A 19,523-nucleotide genomic window follows, 5' to 3' on the forward strand; every position below is an offset into this window, starting at 1 on the left:
ACGGGTGACCCTAGCCGTGCCGAGGCGGTCGGGTCGAGCGCCGAGTCTCGAGACGTCGCCGGTGCGAGTATTCGGCTGCCGCGGCATCCGCGCCCGAACTCAGACGTGGCCGATGCCGAAGTTCCACGGGGCCAGGATCCAGTTCGTGGCCCCGTCGTGCTCCCACGTGTTCACCGCGACCGAGTAGGCGTTCTCGTACTCCAGCCCGGCCTGCGGTTCGCCGATCGGCTCGCCGGACTCGACCCGCACCTGGTCGTATCCGTTGCCGGTCCATGGCTCGCCGAGCTCGGCCGCGAGCGCCTGCGCGTCGCCGCCCGGCTGGAATCCGTTCACGGTCCGCACGATCACGCCGTCGCCGACGACGGGCGCGGTGAGGCGAACGGCCAGGTTCAGCTCGATGGGTCCGTAGACCGCGCCGTTCTCCGTCGGCACCTGGTCTTCGTGGTCGTCCTCGACCACCACGCCCGCCCAGGCGTACTCGGTCCACGGGGCGCGCTCCATGCCGCCGGCGAGGTCGGCTTGCTGGGGCTCCCCGGCCAGCACGGTCGTGAGCGCCCCGACGAAGTCGGCGGTCTCGGCGTCGTACGGGAGCGTCGCGACCACGGCGCCGCCGGCATCGAGCAGGTCCAGCTGCTCGGGGCGCACGACGATCTCGGTCACGGTCGTCAGCGGGTCGGCGGCGACGGTCGCGGTCGGAGTGCTCGAGGCGGGCGCGGGCGATTCGGGGGCTCCGGCGCCGGACGTCGTGGTCGAGCCGAACGCGCAGCCCGAGAGCACGAGTACGGCGGCGGCCGCCAGTGCGGCGGAGGAACGACGGACGGCGAGGTGCATGATGCTCCGATTCGGGAACGGCGGTGGGGCGCCGGCTGGTGGAGGCCGAGGCGATTGGTGCACCGACGGCCGTTGGTTCGCCAAACGTAGGGGTTCGTCGCGATCGGAGGATCAGGGCGAGCCCTGAGGTTGCGGGACCGTTATCGCACCGTGCACGCGTGGAGCGCAAGGGGTGGCCGCGCCGCGGCATCCGGAATAGCTTCGGGGCATGACGATCGACAACGGACCTCAGCCGAACGTGTTCGACCTCGAGTCGGCGACGAAGCAGAACGAGACCTACCGGACCGTCGCCTGGAGTGGCAAGTACCTCCAGGTGACGCTGATGTCGATTCCCGTGGGGGAGTCGATCGGACTGGAGGCGCACCCCGAGACCGACCAGTTCCTGCGCCTCGACGCGGGTCGTGGTCGCGTGAAGATGGGGCCGTCGGAGCACGACCTCCCGATCCAGCAGGAGGTCTCCGACGGGTGGAGCATCCAGGTGCCGGCCGGCACGTGGCACGACGTCGAGAACATCGGCGACGAGCCGATGCGCCTCTACGTGGTCTACGCGCCCGTGCACCACGCTGCCGGCATCGTGCAGGCGACGAAGGCCGACGCCGACCGCGACGAGGAGTCCGGCGTCGACGAGCCGCCGACGTGGGCCGTCGAGCCAGAGGAGGGCAAGCCCGACGAGCACGCCTGAGCCGGAGGCGTCGCACTCGTCGGCCGCGGGGGCGGCTGGCTCGGGCTACCGGGCCTCGTCGACCATCGTGAGCTCGAAGACCGGATGCCGAGCGGCCTCCGCCGCGAACGCCGCTGCGGGGCCGTCGGGCTTCGCCGTGAAGTAGGGCAGCACGAGCGGCGCGACCGCGACGTAGCGCTTCAGCACCGGGCCGGCCTCGGAGGGCACCGCCTCGCGGGTGGTGAACCGCCGGCTCGCGCGCCCGCGCGAGAGCCGGACCTCGCCTGCAGCGCGCACGTTGTGCACCCACCCGACCGTGCCGTACGGGGAGACGAGCCACACCGATCCGCCGACCTCGATCGGGGTGACGGGCGTCGAGCGCAGTTCGCCGCTCTTGCGCCCGCGCACCGAGAGCACCGACGTCTTCGGGATCAGCCCGGCGCGCGCGAGGACGCGCATCATGGAGTTCGCGGCCTTCATGGCGGCGTTCGGCTCGTACTTCTTGGGGGCGTGCTGCTCGGTCATCGCGTCCTCCCGGTCAGCGATCGTGCGCTTCGCGTCCTCGGCAGTCTCGCCCTCGGCCCGCCGGAGTTCAAGGGGTTGCGAGCCGATGCCTCAGTCGGCGATCTCGGCCGGCCACACGACGTCGAAGCGTTCGAGCACGATCTCGAGGTCGGGTGACCACTCGAATCCGAGGCGGGCGGTCGCACGCCGCCAATATCGCTCGTGGCCGTCGCGCCACCACGCGAGCGTGCGATCGCCCTCGCCCTCGTCGTATGCGAACGACTCGTCCACCTCGTCGATGACGGCGAGGCGGAGTTCGGTGCTGCGCAGGATGGCTCGGGGGCGCCCGGTCGAGTCGCACGCGATCCAGTGGCTGCCGACGCGCGGCAGCGGCTCGCCCTCGGCCGCGAACTCGGCGACGAGCGAGGCGGTCGCCCGCTTCGGCCCCTCGATCACGAGGCCGAGGAGTTCGTCGGTGAGCTCCGGATGATCGCCGAACTGCTCCACCGAGGGCGGCTCGGCGTCGGTCGCCAGTTCAGGGCGAGCGGCGCGATAGGCCTCCCACAGTCCGGCCGCGGCAGAACGATCGACCGGGGCGTTGTCGGCGAGGCCGGCGGCGGACGTGTCGGTGGGGGGAGTCTCCATGCGAGCCAGTCTTGCAGGCGCGGATTCAGCCCGGTTCGCTTGCACGGATCCGCCCGCGCAGGAACGGTAGCGCGGGTGCCCGGTAGGTGAGCGCCGGGGCGTGCTGCGGCTCGAGCGCGACCTCCGCCTGCCCGAAGCGCCAGACGCGGTTGAAGAGGTAGACGCCGACGATCACGTTCTCTTCGGCGGCGACCTGCCAGGTGCCGACGCCCCACTGCGCGGGCTGCCCGCGCTCGCCGATGACGAGGGTCGGCCTGATGCCCCAGTAGAGCGCGTACCACGGCCGGTGCAGGGTCAGTTCGATGCGGCGGGTCGGCCTCGCGTCGGGGCCCGTCACCGATCGGCCGGTGCGTGTGCGCGCCCGCCGTGCCGCGTCGACTGCTCGTGCATCGTCACTCCCGTTCGTCGTGCGCCCCGGCCAAGGCTAGCCGCCGCGGAGACGATCGGGAGAGCCGGCGGAACGGGATGGCCGAGGCGACGACGAGCGTGCACATGAGGGCGAGGTCGAAGGCCGCGAGCCAGGCGCCGCGCGGCGTCGTGAGCGCGAGCGCACTGCCGCGCAGCAACGGGCCGGTCAACAGAGCCCCGGCGAGCGAGATGCCGAACGCGAGTACCCCGCAGACGATCCGAGTCCAGAGCGGGCGCCCGCCGCCGAGCGCGTAGCCGCCGCCGATCGCGGTGAGCGCCACGAGCACCGCTCCGCCGCCGAGACCCTCCTGGAGGAAATCGGCCAGGGCGCCGGGCCGCAGCATCGGCGCGATCGCGAACGCCAGGGGGGCTGCGGCGCACCATCGCAGCATCCGTCGTTCGCGAACGGATGCCGCGGGGCCGACGCCCGAGGCCCAGCCGAACGCCGCCCCGACGAGCAGCCCGGGCAGCAGCACGCCCTCGAACGTGCCCCATGAGAACGACGACGCTGGTCCGCTGAGCTCGGCCATCCACGCGCGCAGGGCGCCGGCCCAGGCGAGGCCTGCGGCCGCTCCGACGGCGATGTGCGTCCAGCGGGCTCGCCGCGTCATCCATCTCGTGTCCGTGTCGCCCGGCTCGGCGACGGTGCGCTCGCTCATGGCTCCTCCTCGGTGGAACGCTGATGACGGTACGCCGCGACGAGCTTCGCGGCATCCGGGTATTCACCGACCGCGCGGCCGAATACGCTGCGAGGGTGACCACCGATCGCGACATCGCCCGTCGACGCCTGCACGCGCAGCGACTCGTGGCGCCGTCGGGGACGGCCGAGGACGTCGTGCGGGCGCTCGGCGCCGTGCAGGCCGAGAACGCATCGCAGTCGGCATGGGCGGTCGCGACCCGCACGGCCTCGCCCGCCCGGGACGACCTCGCCGGCGCGCTCGCCGACGGTCGGGTGCTGCGCCTGCACGTGCTGCGCTCGACCTGGCACTACGTGCACGCCGACGACGCGCTCTGGCTGCAGGAACTCACGAGGCCGCGGGTGATGCCGATCTTCGAGCAGCAGTTGCAGCCCATCGCCGACCGGGTCGACGCGCTCGGCGACGCGGTCGTGGCGATGCTCGCCGAATCGCCCGATCGGACGCGTCCGGAGGTCGCCGCTGCGCTCGCCGAACGAGGTGAGGAGCTCACGGGCCAGCAGCTCATGCTGCTGCTCGGGCGGCTCGAAGTGCTCGGCCTGGTGTGCAGCGGCGCACCGCGCGACGGCGAGCACACGTACGCGCTCCTCGCCGATCGCGTGCCCGACCCGCGCCGTCTCGACCACGATGAGGCGCTCGCCGAGCTGGCGCTGCGGTACTTCACCGCGCACGGGCCCGCGACGGAGCGCGACCTCGCATACTGGGCCACCCTCACCGTGACCGACGTGCGCAGAGGCATCGCGGCCGTAGGCGACCGGCTCGACTCCTTCGAGCACGACGGACGCACGTACTGGCATGCGAGCGGCGACCTGCCGACATCCGCGCCGCCGACGGATGACGGGCCGGCCGGACACCTGCTGCAGGTGCTCGACGAGATGTACCGCGGATACCAGGACTCGCGCTGGGTGCTCGATGCCGATGGCGTCGTGCCACGAGCTCGCGAGGCCGCGATCGGCATGGCCCTCGTCGACGGACAGCTCGTCGCCGCCATGAAACGGACGCTCACCGCGTCCTCCGTCAGGTTCGCGGTGCGGCCATACCGACCGCTCCGACCGCGGGAGGTCGACGCCGTTCAGGAGGCGGCAGACCGCTACGGCGCGTACCTCGGCCTCGAGGCGAAGGTCGAACTCGACGCCTGACCCTGACGGTCGGTGCCGGCGCACCCCGCGCAAGCGTCGACGCGTCCGAGTGCGCCGGACCGTGACATCCGTCGCCCACCGGCGCATGCTGGAAGGCATGGGAACCGTGACGATCTCATTCGACATGACGCTCGACGGGGTCTTCGACCAGATGGAGCACTGGTTCGACGAGCATGACCCCGGGCTGGAGCGGGCCTCCGACCGGCTCGTCTTCGGCGCCGACGCGGTGCTGCTCGGCCGCGAGAGCTACGAGTTCTTCCGCGAGTACTGGCCGAAGCAGGTCGACGACCGCGGCTTCGCGGCGCACTACAACGCGCTGCCCAAGTACGTGGCCTCGACGACGCTGAAGGGCCCGCTCGACTGGAACGCGACGCTCATCGAGGGCGACGCGGCCGAAGCCGTGCGAGGGCTGCGCGATCGGTACGACTCGCTCATCTCGCACGGCTACGGGCAACTCGCCGCGACGCTGGTCGACGCCGGGCTCGTCGACGAGGTGCACGCGGGCATCCACCCGTTCATCGTCGGCAACGCGAAGGACCGGCTGCGCTCGCCGCATCCGGTCGGGCTCCGTCTGCTCTCGGTCGAAGCGTACGAGTCGGGCGTCATCGCGGCGAGGTACGCGCCGGCGCCGCCGACCGAGTAGCTCGGCGGTCGCCGGCCATCGGGTGATGCTCAGACCGCGCGAACCCGGTTGTTGCGCTTCTCATGCGTGAGTTCGGCGAGCCCGAGCGCCTCGAGCAGCGGTGGCAGGTACATGCCGAACCTGCCGCGGTAGCCCTTGCGGAGTCCGTACCACCCACCGACGGGATTCGCCTCGTCGCGACCCCATGCCTCGACCGTGCCGGGCTGCGCGGGCTTCTGCTCGTCGGCGGCACCGAGGTCGACCCAGTCGCCCTGCTCGCGCAACCAGGCGACGAGATCGTCGATCGCGCTGAGGCGGTACTTCAACGTCGTCGACCCGACCTGGCACACGAGCACCGGCGGATCGGACGACTCGTCGCGGTGCATCGTGTACGTGCTGGTGCCCGATGCCGTGGTGAGCTGCCACGGATCCTCGGCGGTTCCGGTGCCGGTCATGGCGTCCTCCGATCGCGCAGCGGGGCGGGCCGATGCTACGCCGGCCGCTTCGAAGCGGCCACCTGCGGCGCGGCCGGGCCCCTCCCTCTACGATTGGGCGCGTGGACTTCTCCTTCGCCTTCACGCCCGACCTGATCGCCGTGTTCGTGACGCTCTTCGTGCTCGAGATCGTGCTCGGCGTCGACAACGTCATCTTCATCTCGATCCTCGCGTCGAAGCTGCCGAAGGAGCAGCAGGCGCGGGCCCGCAACCTCGGCCTCACCCTGGCCATGGTGATCCGCGTGATCCTCGTCTTCTTCGCGGGGTGGATCATCACGCTGAAGGAGGACGTCGTCGTCTGGTTCGGCATGGGCTTCTCGGTGAAGGACTTCATCCTGATCGCGGGCGGGCTGTTCCTCGTCTACAAGGCGGTCACCGAGATCCACCACAAGCTCGAGGGCGCCGAAGAGGAGCACGGTGCCGCACCGAAGCGCATCACGTTCGGCTCGGTGCTCATCCAGATCCTGCTGCTCGACATCGTCTTCTCGCTCGACTCCGTCATCACCGCCGTCGGCATGACCGAGAACCTCCTCGTCATCGTGACGGTCGTGGTGCTCTCGTTCGGCATCATGCTGTTCGCGTCGCGGTTCATCTTCACGTTCGTCAACCGCCACCCCACGGTGAAGATGCTCGCGCTCTCGTTCCTGCTGCTCATCGGCGTGTTCCTCATCGCCGAGGGCTTCGGCGTGCACATCGACAAGGCGCTCATCTATGCGCCCATGGCGTTCGCGATCCTCGTCGAGGCGCTGAACCTCGTCGCGTCCGGTCGCAAGGCCAAGCGCGAGCAGAAGCGCCAGGAGGCCGTGCACCTCCGCCCGCAGTACCCCGACGTCGACGAGTCGGTCGCGGTCGCGGCCGCGCTCTCCAAGGGGGCCGGTGCGGGTTCGGTCGGCCTGTCGAGCCGACCGGTCGAGGGCGAAGCGGATGCCGCGGAGGAGCGCGCCGGGCTCGGCTGACCCTTCGACGGGGAGCCGCGTGGCGCGCGACCCCGGGAGTACGCTCCAACAATGAGGACTCCGTCGCTCGTGCCAGGTTCAGCCGTGACGCAGTTCGCGGTGCTCGATGCGCTGCTGGCGGGTGCATACGAGTCGGGTATCCGGGTCTCGGAGGCGCGAACGCTCGGCGACTTCGGCCTCGGCTGCGTCGACCACCTGGGCGGCGAGGTCGTCATCCTCGACGGTGCCGTCATCGAGTGCACGGTCGAGAACGCGCCGGTCTCGATGCTCGACGACGAGGTGCTGCCGTTCGCGATCGTGTGCCGCTTCCCGGTGCTCGCCGGGGTCGTCGTGCGAGGCCGCGACCTCGCCGGCTTCACGGCCGGCGTCGAGGCGAAGCTCGTGAGTCGCAACCTGTTCCACGCCGTGCGCTTCGACGGGGTGCTCGCGCACGTGCGCGTGCGGGTGACTTCGCGCCAGCACCGCCCGTTGCCGCCGCTCGCCGAGGTGACGAGCCGACAGGTCGAGACGGTCGTGCGCGACATCCGGGGCACCCTCGTCGGGTTCTGGACCCCCGCGATCTACCAGGGCATCGCCGTCGCTGGGCTGCACCTGCACTTCCTCAGCGAGGATCGCAGCGTCGGCGGGCACGTGCTCGACCTCGAGGTCGAGCACGGCGACCTCCGCGTCGCGCCCTACGCGCGCTTCGAGCTGCGGCTGCCGACCGACGAGCTGTTCCTGCGCACCGAGCTCACGCACGCCGACGACCATCGCATCGTCGCCGTCGAGGGCGGCGGGGCCGACGCGGCCTGACGTCGCTCGCGGTCAGGCGTCCACCCAGCGCGGATCGGCGAGCAACTGCTCGAGCTCTCGCACGAGCCGCGACGTGTGGAAGCCGTCGGCGGCCGCGTGGTGGATCTGCACCGCCAGCGGCAGCATCGTGCGGCCGTCGCGCTCGACGTGGCGACCGAGCGTGAAGATCGGCAGCAGGTGGCCGCTGCCTCCGTCGATCTGCAGCGTGAAGCCGGTGAAGCTCGTCCACGGCAGGCTCGACACGTCGAACGCGTCGGGCGGCAGGTCGCCCTGCGGGAACATCGTCGTCGCGGTCGACGCGGTGGCGAGCAGGTCGGCGGCGCGGTCGTGGAACCGACCGAAGTCCTCGTCGTAGGGCGTCCACACGGCCGCGAACGTCTCGCGCTCGGGGTTGAACACCGTGAACGCGGGGTGCACGACGGGCCAGGTCGCGGGCTCACCGGCATCCGTCACCGCCATGCGGAACTCGCGGTACCGGTTGACGACCGTCGCGATCGCCCAGATCTGCGCGGGGTAGGTCTTGCGCGACGAGTGCCGAAGCGCCTCGGCGAAGGCCGTCACGTCGAGCTCGACCGTGATCGCGTAGGTGCACGGCACGCGGTTGCGGTAGTGCTCGAACGTCTCGCGTCGGTTCCAGGTGTCGACGTCGATGGGAACGGGGACGGCCATCGCTCAGCCCACCGCGACGATCAGGCTCAGCACCGCGAGCATCGCCGAGATCGGGGCCATCGTGTACCGCTCGGGCTTGCTGCGGGAGATCGCGTTCATCACGATGCCGAGCACGAAGTAGGCGAACACCACCCACATGCCGACGGTCGACACGACATCGGGCACGACGTCGATGACCGCGGCCCGGTCGAGTGCGAGCACGGCGATGAGCGCGTAGACGACGATCGACACGAGGCTGCCGATGCGCAGCCCGGCGGGCAGCACGCGATGCGAGCCGCCCCACGCGAAGCGCCCGAGCGGTGCGCCGAGGGCCAGCGCGAGCTGGAACACCGCGAGCACTCCGAGGATGACGGTCAGGGCGATGGCGGCGATCACGGCGTCAGCCTAGCGGCCGGCGATCGACGGCCCGGGGGATGTGACCTCCGGATGCCTCGGGCAGGTCGCCGCGGCATCCGCACCGGGCTGCGGGCCTCAGCCGACGCGGGCGAGGAACGCGAGCACCCGCTCGGTGAGCAGCCGGGTCGCCTCGGCGTCGTAACTCGGCAGGCTGGAGTCGGCGAAGTAGTGCTGGTCGCCCGGGTAGAGGAAGAGCTCCGCGTCATCGGCGATGCCGACGAGTTCACGGGCGGCATCGACGTCGCCCTCGTCGATGAAGATCGGGTCGGCGTCTGCGCCGTGGATCTGCACGGGCAGGCCCGCCGGCCACTCGCCGAACTCCTCGGGCGGGAGGCAGGAGTAGAAGAACAGCGCGCCCGTGGCGCCCGCCCTGGTCTGGGCGAGCATCTGGGCGGGCACGACGCCGAGCGAGAATCCGCTGTAGACGAGCTCGTTCGGCAGCGCCTCGGCCGCACGCCGGCCGCGGGCCATGATCTCGTCCCAGCCGGTCTCCTTCGCGTAGGCGACGCCCTCGGCGATCGTGCCGAACGTGCGCCCCTCGAAGAGATCTGGCGTGTGCACGGTGTGACCTGCCTGCCGCAGCTCGTCGGCGAAGGCCTCGAGGCCCTCGTTGCGGCCGAGCGCGTGGTGGAAGAGCAGCACGTCTGACATGTGGTCCCCGTTCGTCGAGCTTCTCCGACTGCGATCGCACGGGACGTTACCGGCCACGTCCGACGATGTCGACCGGGTTGCGCGGTGCGCGCCTGGCGAGACGCGGCATCCGTCACCGGACCCGGGTGCCGGATGCCGCGGTCAGCCGACCTCTTCGGCCAGCGCGACGATGATGCCGGCCGGCCCGCGGAGGTAGCAGAGCCGGTACTGGTCCTCGTAGTTCGCGACCTCGCGCAGCGGCACTCCGCCGAGCGGACGCAGTCTGGCGAGCGTGTCGTCGAGGTCGTCGACGGCGAACATCACCCGGTGCAGGCCCAGCGTGTTGGGCGCCGGGATCGAAGGCTCCGGAGCGGATGCTTCGGGCGCGATGTACTTGGTCAGCTCGAGCCTGCCGTGGCCGTCGGGCGTGCGCATCATCGCGATCTCGCTGCGGATGCCGTCGAGCCCCACCGTCTGATCGGCGAAGTCGCCCTCGATCAGCGCGCGCCCTTCGAGGGCCAGGCCGAGCTCGGTGAAGAACTCGATGGCCGCGTCGAGATCGCCGACGACGATGGCGACGTTGTCCATGCGTTGAATGGTCATGCGGCAGAGCCTATGGCGAGCGTGGCATCCGAGGGCAGGGGTTGCGGCGCTTCGCGCTCACGGCGAACACCGCCCATCGCGCGTTGCCCCGCGCGCAGAATGGGCTCATGGTCGAGATCTCCGATGACGAGTTCGAACGCATGGTCGCCGACGAGTTCGACGCCCTGCCCGACGAGATGGTCACGGGACTCGAGAACGTCGCGATCCTCACCGCGAACCAGCCGGTCGGCGAGCGTCCGCGGCTGTACGGGTTGTACAGCGGGCGCCCGTTGAAGACGCGCGGCGTCTACGGCTACGGCGAACTGCCCGATCGCATCACGCTGTTCAAGAACACCATGGCGGAGCACAGCGCCGACCTCGACGCGCTGCGCGCCCGCGTGCGCATCACGCTCGTGCACGAGATCGGCCACTACTTCGGCCTCGACGACCAGCGGCTCGGGGAGCTCGGCTGGGCCTAGGGCGCCAGGTGGGCCCGCACGGTGTCGCCGCCGGCGTTGCTCGCAGCGGGCGCCGGACCCGGCGTGCACCGGTCCACCCGAAGGCATCCGACCTCCAGGCGACGAGTTCCCGATCGCGCTCCAGGTATGGCGCGCGAGGCCGCGACATCCGTAGTCTGAGCGACAGCGACGGGCACCGCGCCGCCCGTCCTTCGCGGGGGCGAGGGAGCGAGCATGACCTGGTTCTACGACACGAGCGTCTGGATCCTGCTCCCGCTGTTCGTGGGCGGGTTCGTCGCGGTCTCGTGCCTGGTCGTGATCGGGCTGCGGCCGGTCGTGCAGCGGTACGTCACCGACTTCAAGGAATGGGATCGCGCGCTCGCCCACGTCATCGGCACGTTCGGGGTCTTCTTCGGCATCCTGCTCGCGCTGGTCGCGGTGTCGGTCTACGAGAACTTCGCCGACACGCGCAAGGCGACCATCGAGGAGGCCGCGGATGCCGGAGCGCTCTACCGTGCGACCACGGGACTGCCCGACGGGCTGAACGGGGCCATGCAACGGGTGCTCGACGAGTACATGCACACGGTCATCGAGGCCGACTTCCCCGACCAGGCGCGAGGGGTCCTGCCCGACGCCAGCGACGCGCAGATCGACGAGTTCGAACGGCTCCTGCACACGGTCGAGGCCGATACCCGCGGTGATCAGGCGGAGTTCCAGCAGGCGCTCGCCACCTTCGACGACCTGATCGAGTCGCGACGAGCCCGCATCGATGCCACCGCCCTCGCCCTGCCGCCGCTCTTCTGGCTCGTCATCTGGGTCGGGGCGGCCGTCAACGCGGTGCTCATCGCGTTCATCCACTTCGGGAACCCCCGATTGCACCTGGTCATGGCGGGCCTGCTCGCGCTCTTCGTCGGGCTCGTCATCTTCGTCACGGCGGACATGGACCATCCGTACGCCGGGGCGATCTCGATCGGGCCGGGAGCGTACGAACGCGTGCTCGAGCAGATCATCGATGCGCGGCAGTAGGTCGCGCTCACGGCGCGACCCACGGTGCCCGTCACCTGCATCCGAGCCCTGGGATCGCGCGGCCGATCGGCTGCCGGCCGGGTGCTCGCATGCGACTACGACGTCGGGTCCACGATCAGACGGTCCTCGCCGCGCAGGTAGTTCAGCCGGGTGCCCGCGCCGGTGCTGTCGGTGCGCTGCACCGGCGAGATCGTCACGCGCTGCACGTGCTGGTGGCCGCCCCAGCGGTTGTCGACGTCCCACTCGCCGGGCACGAGGCCCTTCAGGGTGCCCCCGAAGACGGCGATGCCGCGCACCTGCCCGGTCTTGCGGAGCGGCACCGGTTCCTCGAGCGCGTCGAGCGGGATGCCGCTGCGCACGGCACCCGGCGCGATGCGCAGCACCACGGTGGGAACGGTGCCGTCGTCGGGGCCGCTCGCCGTCACGTACGCGCGTCCTTCATCCCAGTTGTTCAACGCGGGCAGGCAGCTCGCACATCCGTCGTAGCCCGCCGCGATCGCCTGCTCGGGCGTGGCGAACTTCCGCAGGGAGCGGTCGGCGATGGCGTCGCCGTAGCGGCATCCGCTCGGCAGATGCACCTCTCGGCTGAGACGATGGCCGCGTGCATACGGAGGGGTCGCGACGCGCTGCGACAGGCCCGCAACGGTGAACGGAATGCCGATGCCGTCAGCCCGATGCTCGACGCGGCCATCGGCGAAGACGGTGAACGGCCCTGCGCTCAGATCGCCGACCAGGGCATCCGGGTCGATGGATGCCGCTGCGGCGCCGTCGAGCGTGGCCCGCACCTCGTCTCGCAGCGTCCTTCCGATGATGCCTTCGCCGAAGAACTCCGCAGCGTCGACGAGCACGCTCGTGCTGTCGACCGAGGAATCGATCAGGCGGAAGGCGAGCGCCCCCTTCGTCGCTTCCGCCTGGAGCACGAGGTCGACGTCGATGGAGTGGTCGATTCCGATGAACTCCGTGCGCAGGCGCCCGGTCGCCAGCACGTTGTTCTCCCGCAGCTGCACCGACATCCGCTCGAGAAACGTGAGCGGCTTGTCGCGGAACCTGCGTTCCGGCGGTGCGTTGAGGCCCTTCTCGGCGAGCATGCCGGCGATGGCGAGATCGAGGATCGGCTTGTTGAGCCGGAGTTGGGCGCCGGACGAGGCGTCACCTCGACGATCTTCGGCACCGTTGACCCCGGGAGGAGGAAGATCACGGCCGCGATCAACGCCTCGGCCGACGCCTTCTTCTTGTGGCCGTAGACGCCGATCTTCGGGTTCATCCCGGTCGGCACGGTCGGGGTGATGACGAACGGGGCGGCGCCGCGCAGCGCTGGCGCCAGTGCGGCGAGCAGCGCCGGTCGGAATCCCGGCTCGTCGATGTCCGTGCGGAAGTTCGCGTCTGGCACGTTCGAGAAGTCCAGCGCCCAGGCCACGCGCGCTTCGCCGCCTTCGCCGAACGTCACCCGGGTGAGCGGCGCGCGCACGCCGACCGTGCCCTTGGCCTCGTTCCATGCGTGCTGTCGACGTGTCGTGGTGGTGATGGCCACCTCGACCATGAGTGCGGCGGGGTCGGTGCCCGGCAGGAGTCGCAGGCCGTGCGCCGACGACCAGACGGTCGACGTGCCCTCGTCGGTGCTCCCATGCAGTTCTCCGAAGCCGTTGTTGAAGGCCGACGTGAACATGTACCAGGTCGCGCTTTCGGTCACGTGCACGGTGGCGAGGCAGTCGTTGGTGTAACCGGTCATGGAGCCCTCCGATCGCGGTGTCTGCTCCGAGGGTATGGCGGGGGCGCGCGCAGGGGAATCAGTGCCCGCACGGATGCCCGGCCGGCGCCGGCGTTCGCGTCGCGACCGGTCGCGCAGCGCGCCGGGTGGGCGCGTTCGCGACGAACACCCCGGCGACGAGCACGAGGCCACCGAGGGTCTCCCACAGGTTCGGCACCTGGCCGAGCAGCAGGGCCGCGGATGCCATCGCCACGACGGGTGCGAGCAGCACCCACGGCACGACCGACGCCGAGCGGTTGCGCGCGAGCAGCGCGTTGAAGATCGCGTAGCCGACGAGGGTGCAGAGACCCGCCGTGTACAGCGTCGAGACGATCGGACGCCAGCCGAACGCCGCGATGCCGGCGGCGATCGCATCGGGCCCCTCGATGAGGGCCGACAGGCCGAGGGCCGGCAGCGGCACGATGAGCGACGACCATACCGTGAGCGACAGGGCGCCGAGCCGCTTCGCGGGCGCGACCGGGCCGGCGTGGCGCGAGATCACGTTGCCGATCGCCCACGAGAACGCGGCGAGCAGGCACAGCACGACCGCGAGCGCCGGTGCGTCGCCGCCGCGGCCGAAGGCAACGACCCCGAGCCCGACGGTGCCGACGAGCACGCCGATCGTCTGCATGCGGGTGGGGCGCTCGCGCAGGGCGAGTGCGGCGACCACGATGGTCAGCACGACCTGCGCCTGGAGCAGCAGCGCCGCGATGCCGGGCTGCAGGCCGAGCGCGATCGACGTGTAGAGCAGGGCGAACTGGCCGAGGCTCATGAACAGCCCGATGCCGACGATGGTCTTCCAGCTCGCGAGCGGACGCGGCACGACGACCGCTGCGAGTGCGACGACGGCGAAGCGCACGGCGACGAAGAAGAGCGGCGGGATGCCCTCCATGCCCCAGTCGATCACGACGAAGTTGAAACCCCACAAGGTGGCCACGGCGGCGGCCAGCAGCATGTCGCGTCTCGTCATGGTTCCACCCTCGCCCGCGGCATCCGGAAACACCAGCGATCGTTTCTCTGCTTGATTCGGTAGCATCGCTGCATGATCGATCTCGAAGCCGTGGTCGCACTCCGCGCGGTGGCCACGAACGGCAGCGTCGCGGCGGCGGCCGACGCGCTCGGCTTCACGCCGTCGGCGGTGTCGCAGCAGATCAAGCGCCTCGAGCGCGGCACCCGCATCGCGCTGCTCGAACGGGTGGGTCGAGGCGTCGTGCTGACGGATGCCGGGCGCCGACTCGTGACCTCGTCCACGACCGTGCTGGCCGACCTCGAGCGCATCGAGGCCGACTTGCACCTGACCGGCGGCGGTCCCGGCGGCAGCGGCAGCGGCGCTGCCGAGCGTCGGGTCACCGGTGAGGTGCGCATCGGCGCGTTCTCGACGGCGGTGCGCGGCCTCCTGGTCGACGTGCTCCCGAACCTGCGCGCCGAGCATCCGGAGCTGCGGGTGCCCCTGCGCGAGAGCGAGCCGTGGGAGACCGTCGCGCTCGTGGCATCCGGTCAGCGCGACCTCGGCATCGTGCACCGCTGGGGCGGGCTCGCCCTCGCGATGCCCGAGCACCTCGTCGAGACGCCCCTGTTCACGGATGTCGCGGACGTGATCCTGCGCCGCGAGCACCCGCTCGCCGGCCGCACCGAGCTCACCCCCGCCGACCTCGCCGATGAGGAGTGGATCGCGACGTTCGACTCGACGATCTGCCGGCAGTGGCTGCGACGGCTGTTCGACGGGGTCTCGAACGCGCCGCGCATCGTGCACGAGTCGATGGAGTTCGAGAACCACCTCGAGCTCGTGCGCGCGGGCCTCGGGGTCGCGCTGGTGCCGCGCATGGGGCGACCGCCGCTGCATCCGGATCTCGTGGCCGTGCCGACCGTTCGCCCCGCCTCGACCCGCGACATCGCGGCGGTGCATCGCCGCAGCCAGGCCGACTCGCCGGCGCTGCAGGCCGTGCTCGACGCGGTGCGCGACGCGGCCCTGAATCGGGATTCGTAGACTCGACGCATGGCTCCCTCCACCGACCGGGCGACGCGCTCCGCCATGCGGTGGGTGGCCTGGGCCGTCATGTCGGTCGTCGCCTGCAGCGCCCTGGCGGCATGTTCGCCGAGCGCCGGCTCGGTGCAGGATCAGGCCTCGAGCCCGCCCGCGACCTCTGCCTCACCGGACCCGACGACCCCCTCGGTGCTGCCGTCGTTCGCGGCCGTCGGCGACTCGATCACCGATGCGAACAGCCCCGACCTGCCGGGCGGAGATCTCGGCACCGAATCGTGGACGACCTACGTCGTCGCCGCGGGCTTCGAGTTCGCGGGCGGATGGGCCGAATGGGGCGCGCCGACCTCGCTCATGGCGGACTCGGTCACCGCCTACGACGCCGACGTGCTCGTGCTGCTCGCCGGCACCAACGACGTCGCGCTCGGTCGTCCGTTCGCCGAGTCGGCGGCGAACCTCGATCGCATCGTGGCGACCGTGGGCATCGACGCGGTCGTCGTCTCGTCGATCCCGCCGATGGATGCGCTCCCCGACGGTGCCGCGCAGTACAACGCACAGCTGGAGTCGCTCGCCGCCGACCGCGGCTGGCGGTTCGTCGACGCGTCGGCCGGTCTCCGCACAGCCGACGGCCGCTTTCTCGAGGGGATGTCCTACGACGGACTGCACCCGACGGAGCAGGGCGCGCAAGTGCTCGGCGAGGGGATCGCGGCGGTGCTGCCCGGGTCGTGAGTTCGGATGGGCGTCGCCGTCATCCCCGCGGTGCAGCGCAGGGCTCGGCCGACGACCCGAGGACCGCCGAACGCAGCACCGGTCCCAGCGCATGCAGGACCGTCGTCGTCGCGTCGCCGGTTCCGCCGTCGCCGTTGCCGAGGATCGCGAAGACCGCTCCGGTCGCCGGGTAGTACGCGAGGTTCGAGCCGTACCCGGGCTCGGCGCCGGCGTGGGTGACGCTGATGACGCACCCGGTCTCGACGTCGAGCTCGAGACCCGTGCCGAGGCCGTACGCAGCACTGGCCTGGCCCGGGATCGACGCGACATCCGCGTACCGCGCAGCCTGCAACTCGGGGGTCACGCCCGCCCCCTCGCCGAGGGCCTCGCCCCACGCGTGGAGATCGTCGAGGGTCGACACCATGGCGCCGCCGGCCCAACTCTCGCCGTTCGACCAGTCGACGGTGTCGACCGGGTCGCCGAGGTCGGGGCAGAAGCTGGAGTACCCGTGGGTCAGCGGGGCGGCGACCTTGCCGTCGGGCGCGAAACGGCTGCGGTCCATGCCGAACGGCTCGGTGATGCGGTCGTGGATGAGCGTCGCGAGGTCCTCGCCCGTGACCTGCTCGAGGATGCCGCCGAGGAGGAAGTAGTTCGTGTTGGCGTACTCGAAGCCCTCACCTGGAGCGAAGTCCGCGCGGGGCGTCGCCGCGCCGACCGCGATGAGCTCATCGGATGTCGGGATGGCGTGCGGCGCACTGCAGATGCGGTCGACCTGAGCCCGGCCGGCCTCGCCGGTGCCGCTCGAGTGGTTCAGCAGCATCCGCACCGTGATGGCGGATGCCTCGGGGAACTCGGGATACCAGCGGTCGAGGGTGTCGTCGAGGCTCACGTCGAATTCCGGCTCGCCGATCACCTGCAGCATGACCGTCGAGACGATCGTCTTGGTGATGCTGCCGATCTTCTGCTGGTTCTCGCGGCTGATCGGCTCGCCGGTCTCGACGTCGGCCACGCCCCGCTCGGACACCCATTCGTCTTCGCCTGGGATCCACACCCCCACGATGACACCCGGCATCCCGGATGCCTCGAATCCCTCGTCGAGCGCGGCCTCGAGCTGGGCGCGCAGTGCCGAGTCGATGGCCGGGGCGGATGCCGCGGGCTCGGCCGTCTCGCTGACGCTCGACGCCGTGGCGGCGCATCCGCTGAGCACGAGGGTCGTGACGGCCGCGACGGCTGCGACCGCCCATTCGGATCTCCGCATGATCAGCCTCTCGGCGTCGCGCAAGGTGCAGTTCTGGAGCCCCGTGCCCCAGTCGCGACCCTACGCCCGGGGGTGAGCGCCGCTGCCGAACCGGGACTGCCCCACTTCAGGGGGCGGCATTCCCGAGGATCCCGCCGCTCGTTCGAGTGAGCAGGATGTCCGCAGCGGCTGGGATGCCCCCGCGACGCGGCTAGCATCCTCTGGTGCCTCTTGAGATCCGCTCCACGCCCACCGTTCGCGACCCCCAGTGGGCTGACGCGTTCGAGAGCGCTCGCAACAGCCCTCGGGCGGTGCTCGGGTGGGGGTGGCGAGAGAAGCCCGTGAACGCCGTCGCCGACCCGCGCTACGACGGCCCGCTCGAGCCGCTCGACGCTTCCCAGTTGCGCGACGAGCTTCGCGCCCGAGCGGCCGCTGGGGAGGTCGGTCAGCTGGTCCTGTCGGGCGTGCATCTCACCGGGCAGCTCGACCTGCTCGACGTCAGGCTGGGCCACGATCTCACGTTCATCAACGTTCGCTTCGAGAACCCGCCCGCGTTCGTCGGCCTCACGGGCACGAGCGTTCACTTCGACAACTGCTGGATTCCGAGCGCCAACTTCGACGGCGCCACCTTGAGTCGCGGGCTGTACGTCAGCGCATCGTGGATCATCGGCACGATCCAGACCGTGCGCGCCGAGCTCGGCGAACTCCGCATCAGCGACTGCACGTGGTACGACGAACACCTCGACCCGGAGTGCGCCGACCGCGGTATCGAGCTCAGCAGTGCGCGCATCGCGGGACGGTCGCGGATCGAGGGATGCCGCAGCACCGGCCGGATCGTCGCGAACACCACCCGATTCGAGTCGGGTATCGATCTCGTCGACCTCGAGGTCTCCTGCTGCCGCGGCCCGGTCTGCACGACGCCGAGGCACGCCGCGATCGAGATGGGTGGGATCAACGCCGCGTACCTCTACGTCGCCCTGGTGTTCGCCGACGGCGAGTGCCGCTTCCCCGGTGCGAGGATCACCGAGTCGCTCGTCATCCAGGAGCTCTCGATCGAGCGGGAGCGTTACGACCCGACCTCCGGGTACGGCATCGCACGTGAGCTCGACGAGCAGTTGGATGCTCCGTGCACGCTCGACCTCAGGGAGTCGCGTGTCGATGGCCGCGCCGAGTTCGTCGACACCATCGCCCCGACGATCGACCTCTCGCGGGCTCGAGTGAGTTCGGCGCGGTTCGAGTCGGTCACCGTCGCCGGTGATCGGCCGAGCGAGGGTTCGCTCGTGGCCACCGAGGTCGAGGTCGAGAAGGCGCTGGTGCTGACCATGACGAGCGTCCGCGGCACGCTCGACCTGTCCCAGGGCAGGATCGGCGGCGACCTCCAGCTGTCGCTCGACGAGCACCGGTCGATCGGCAGCCTGCGCCTCGCTGACGCGCACATCGCAGGCGACATCCGCATCAGCGACGCGCGCGTGCAGCGCGGAGTCGACGCATCCGCCGCCGCCATCGCGGGTGCATTCGACCTGACCGAATTCACGACGATCGGCGCCGATGACGACGGCGTGGCCCTGAAGCTCGACGAAGCCGTCGTCGGCACCCTGCGGCTCGGCGATCTCGGGAACGTGACCGGCGAGGTTCGGCTGCATCGGGCGGAGGTGGGCCTGCTCGACGCCCGCACACCCGTGAACGGGCGGCTCGCCTCGAGGCAGCTCACGGTCGAGGTGCTCGACGGGTCGATCGCCGAAGACGTCGATCATGCGAGGGAATGGCTGGATGCCGCGACGGTCGACGCTCGACCGAAGACCGGGGAGTTCTGGATCCAGCCCTGGGTCGCCATCGCCGATGCGTTCGAACGTTCGGGGAGGGACTCGGGCGGGCGACGGCTGCGGTTCGAGGCGACCGATCGGCTCTACGCCCGGCGGCGCTGGCTCTTCTCCCGAACGGTCTGGCGTTGGGTGACGAAGGTGACGATCGGCCACGGGTACTACTCCCAGTTCGCGATCCTCTGGCTGGTCGCGCTCTGGCTCGGTGCGACGCTGCTCACGGCCGTCGCGGCCCCGATGTTCACGCCGACCGACCACGACGTGGCAGTGCCGACCGCGAGCACTCGGACGGTGACTGCCGTCTCGACACCGGTGCCGGAGGGATACCCGGCATTCTTCGCCCCGCTCTACGCGGTCGACGTGGTGCTCTCGCCGATCGGCACCGGGCAGGCGGAGGCGTGGCGGCCAAGCGGCCCCTGGTGGTTCGACGCCACGCTCACGCTGATCAAGCTGATGTCATGGGGCCTGCTCGGCCTCTTCATCACCGGTGTGTCGGGTTTGCTCGGCCGGCGGTAGTCGGGA

General features: G+C 70.8%; 24 protein-coding genes. 11 read left to right on the top strand and 13 right to left on the bottom strand.

Translation table 11 applies throughout. From position 1 onward, the window contains the following. Nucleotides 1-99 precede the first annotated feature (99 nt). The gene (locus ABIC29_RS03195) at nucleotides 100-831 is read right to left on the bottom strand and encodes a hypothetical protein (protein ID WP_354242669.1); all 732 of its coding nucleotides are present in this window, start codon (nucleotides 829-831) and stop codon (nucleotides 100-102) included. A gap of 208 nt (nucleotides 832-1,039) precedes the next feature. Between ABIC29_RS03195 and ABIC29_RS03200 the strand changes: the two genes are divergently transcribed. Further along, a complete protein-coding gene (locus ABIC29_RS03200; protein ID WP_116080813.1) occupies nucleotides 1,040-1,513 on the top strand; it encodes a cupin domain-containing protein in 474 nt (157 codons plus the stop codon). 45 nt (nucleotides 1,514-1,558) lie between these two features. On the opposite strand, the gene ABIC29_RS03205 is transcribed toward ABIC29_RS03200, so the two are convergent. The 4 genes from ABIC29_RS03205 to ABIC29_RS03220 form a co-directional block, all read right to left on the bottom strand. Then, nucleotides 1,559-2,017: a nitroreductase family deazaflavin-dependent oxidoreductase gene (locus ABIC29_RS03205; RefSeq protein ID WP_354242672.1), complete on the bottom strand. Its 459-nt coding sequence runs from the start codon at nucleotides 2,015-2,017 to the stop codon at nucleotides 1,559-1,561. A gap of 90 nt (nucleotides 2,018-2,107) precedes the next feature. Then, nucleotides 2,108-2,641, bottom strand: coding sequence for an ASCH domain-containing protein (locus tag ABIC29_RS03210; RefSeq protein ID WP_116080814.1), 534 nt, complete (start codon nucleotides 2,639-2,641; stop codon nucleotides 2,108-2,110). 25 nt (nucleotides 2,642-2,666) lie between these two features. Continuing rightward, on the bottom strand, nucleotides 2,667-2,978 hold the full coding sequence (locus tag ABIC29_RS03215) for a hypothetical protein (protein ID WP_116080815.1): 312 nt from the start codon (nucleotides 2,976-2,978) through the stop codon (nucleotides 2,667-2,669). A 55-nt stretch (nucleotides 2,979-3,033) separates the two neighbouring features. Further along, nucleotides 3,034-3,708 carry a hypothetical protein gene (locus ABIC29_RS03220; protein ID WP_354242676.1) on the bottom strand — a complete coding sequence of 225 codons (675 nt, stop codon included), beginning with the start codon at nucleotides 3,706-3,708 and terminating at the stop codon, nucleotides 3,034-3,036. A gap of 95 nt (nucleotides 3,709-3,803) precedes the next feature. Between ABIC29_RS03220 and ABIC29_RS03225 the strand changes: the two genes are divergently transcribed. Further along, nucleotides 3,804-4,883, top strand: coding sequence for a winged helix DNA-binding domain-containing protein (locus tag ABIC29_RS03225; RefSeq protein WP_158551746.1), 1,080 nt, complete (start codon nucleotides 3,804-3,806; stop codon nucleotides 4,881-4,883). A gap of 106 nt (nucleotides 4,884-4,989) precedes the next feature. After that, nucleotides 4,990-5,526, top strand: coding sequence for a dihydrofolate reductase family protein (locus ABIC29_RS03230; protein ID WP_354242679.1), 537 nt, complete (start codon nucleotides 4,990-4,992; stop codon nucleotides 5,524-5,526). Nucleotides 5,527-5,555: 29 nt separating this feature from the next. Here the strand turns inward: ABIC29_RS03230 and ABIC29_RS03235 are convergent, their stop codons facing one another. Further along, nucleotides 5,556-5,960 (bottom strand): DUF6855 family protein, encoded by a 405-nt coding sequence (locus ABIC29_RS03235; protein ID WP_354242682.1) that lies wholly within the window; start codon nucleotides 5,958-5,960, stop codon nucleotides 5,556-5,558. Between the two features lie 101 nt (nucleotides 5,961-6,061). Here ABIC29_RS03235 and ABIC29_RS03240 point away from each other — a divergent pair, with 101 nt between their 5' ends. Together ABIC29_RS03240 and budA are read left to right on the top strand one after the other, a co-directional pair. Continuing rightward, the gene (locus tag ABIC29_RS03240; protein ID WP_116080820.1) at nucleotides 6,062-6,955 is read left to right on the top strand and encodes a TerC family protein; all 894 of its coding nucleotides are present in this window, start codon (nucleotides 6,062-6,064) and stop codon (nucleotides 6,953-6,955) included. An 84-nt stretch (nucleotides 6,956-7,039) separates the two neighbouring features. Next, nucleotides 7,040-7,747, top strand: coding sequence for an acetolactate decarboxylase (gene budA, locus ABIC29_RS03245; RefSeq protein ID WP_354242686.1), 708 nt, complete (start codon nucleotides 7,040-7,042; stop codon nucleotides 7,745-7,747). A 12-nt stretch (nucleotides 7,748-7,759) separates the two neighbouring features. Here the strand turns inward: budA and ABIC29_RS03250 are convergent, their stop codons facing one another. The 4 genes from ABIC29_RS03250 to ABIC29_RS03265 form a co-directional block, all read right to left on the bottom strand. Further along, nucleotides 7,760-8,416: a CatA-like O-acetyltransferase gene (locus ABIC29_RS03250; protein WP_116080822.1), complete on the bottom strand. Its 657-nt coding sequence runs from the start codon at nucleotides 8,414-8,416 to the stop codon at nucleotides 7,760-7,762. Between the two features lie 3 nt (nucleotides 8,417-8,419). Beyond that, nucleotides 8,420-8,791 carry a hypothetical protein gene (locus ABIC29_RS03255; RefSeq protein ID WP_116080823.1) on the bottom strand — a complete coding sequence of 124 codons (372 nt, stop codon included), beginning with the start codon at nucleotides 8,789-8,791 and terminating at the stop codon, nucleotides 8,420-8,422. Nucleotides 8,792-8,887: 96 nt separating this feature from the next. Continuing rightward, complete coding sequence (locus ABIC29_RS03260) at nucleotides 8,888-9,463, bottom strand: dienelactone hydrolase family protein (protein ID WP_116080824.1); 576 nt, start codon at nucleotides 9,461-9,463, stop codon at nucleotides 8,888-8,890. A gap of 141 nt (nucleotides 9,464-9,604) precedes the next feature. Continuing rightward, nucleotides 9,605-10,045 carry a VOC family protein gene (locus ABIC29_RS03265; RefSeq protein ID WP_354242691.1) on the bottom strand — a complete coding sequence of 147 codons (441 nt, stop codon included), beginning with the start codon at nucleotides 10,043-10,045 and terminating at the stop codon, nucleotides 9,605-9,607. Between the two features lie 107 nt (nucleotides 10,046-10,152). Between ABIC29_RS03265 and ABIC29_RS03270 the strand changes: the two genes are divergently transcribed. Together ABIC29_RS03270 and ABIC29_RS03275 are read left to right on the top strand one after the other, a co-directional pair. Then, complete coding sequence (locus ABIC29_RS03270) at nucleotides 10,153-10,503, top strand: metallopeptidase family protein (RefSeq protein ID WP_116082301.1); 351 nt, start codon at nucleotides 10,153-10,155, stop codon at nucleotides 10,501-10,503. A gap of 213 nt (nucleotides 10,504-10,716) precedes the next feature. After that, nucleotides 10,717-11,508, top strand: coding sequence for a bestrophin-like domain (locus ABIC29_RS03275; protein WP_116080826.1), 792 nt, complete (start codon nucleotides 10,717-10,719; stop codon nucleotides 11,506-11,508). A gap of 95 nt (nucleotides 11,509-11,603) precedes the next feature. Here ABIC29_RS03275 and ABIC29_RS03280 read toward each other — a convergent pair whose 3' ends face one another. Further along, on the bottom strand, nucleotides 11,604-12,596 hold the full coding sequence (locus ABIC29_RS03280; RefSeq protein ID WP_354242695.1) for a hypothetical protein: 993 nt from the start codon (nucleotides 12,594-12,596) through the stop codon (nucleotides 11,604-11,606). A gap of 198 nt (nucleotides 12,597-12,794) precedes the next feature. Here ABIC29_RS03280 and ABIC29_RS03285 point away from each other — a divergent pair, with 198 nt between their 5' ends. Further along, a complete protein-coding gene (locus ABIC29_RS03285; RefSeq protein ID WP_354242698.1) occupies nucleotides 12,795-13,229 on the top strand; it encodes a hypothetical protein in 435 nt (144 codons plus the stop codon). A gap of 66 nt (nucleotides 13,230-13,295) precedes the next feature. Here ABIC29_RS03285 and ABIC29_RS03290 read toward each other — a convergent pair whose 3' ends face one another. Then, complete coding sequence (locus ABIC29_RS03290) at nucleotides 13,296-14,225, bottom strand: EamA family transporter (protein ID WP_354242700.1); 930 nt, start codon at nucleotides 14,223-14,225, stop codon at nucleotides 13,296-13,298. Between the two features lie 72 nt (nucleotides 14,226-14,297). Here ABIC29_RS03290 and ABIC29_RS03295 point away from each other — a divergent pair, with 72 nt between their 5' ends. Next, nucleotides 14,298-15,242, top strand: a complete 945-nt coding sequence (locus ABIC29_RS03295) for a LysR family transcriptional regulator (RefSeq protein ID WP_354242702.1) — start codon at nucleotides 14,298-14,300, stop codon at nucleotides 15,240-15,242. Between the two features lie 9 nt (nucleotides 15,243-15,251). Continuing rightward, on the top strand, nucleotides 15,252-15,965 hold the full coding sequence (locus ABIC29_RS03300) for an SGNH/GDSL hydrolase family protein (protein ID WP_354242705.1): 714 nt from the start codon (nucleotides 15,252-15,254) through the stop codon (nucleotides 15,963-15,965). 19 nt (nucleotides 15,966-15,984) lie between these two features. On the opposite strand, the gene ABIC29_RS03305 is transcribed toward ABIC29_RS03300, so the two are convergent. After that, nucleotides 15,985-17,202 (bottom strand): serine hydrolase domain-containing protein, encoded by a 1,218-nt coding sequence (locus ABIC29_RS03305; protein ID WP_354242708.1) that lies wholly within the window; start codon nucleotides 17,200-17,202, stop codon nucleotides 15,985-15,987. 203 nt (nucleotides 17,203-17,405) lie between these two features. Between ABIC29_RS03305 and ABIC29_RS03310 the strand changes: the two genes are divergently transcribed. Next, the gene (locus tag ABIC29_RS03310; protein WP_354242710.1) at nucleotides 17,406-19,517 is read left to right on the top strand and encodes a hypothetical protein; all 2,112 of its coding nucleotides are present in this window, start codon (nucleotides 17,406-17,408) and stop codon (nucleotides 19,515-19,517) included. Nucleotides 19,518-19,523 lie beyond the last annotated feature (6 nt).

The organism is Agromyces sp. PvR057, assembly GCF_040547485.1.
In the GTDB taxonomy this organism is placed as follows: Bacteria; Actinomycetota; Actinomycetes; order Actinomycetales; family Microbacteriaceae; genus Agromyces.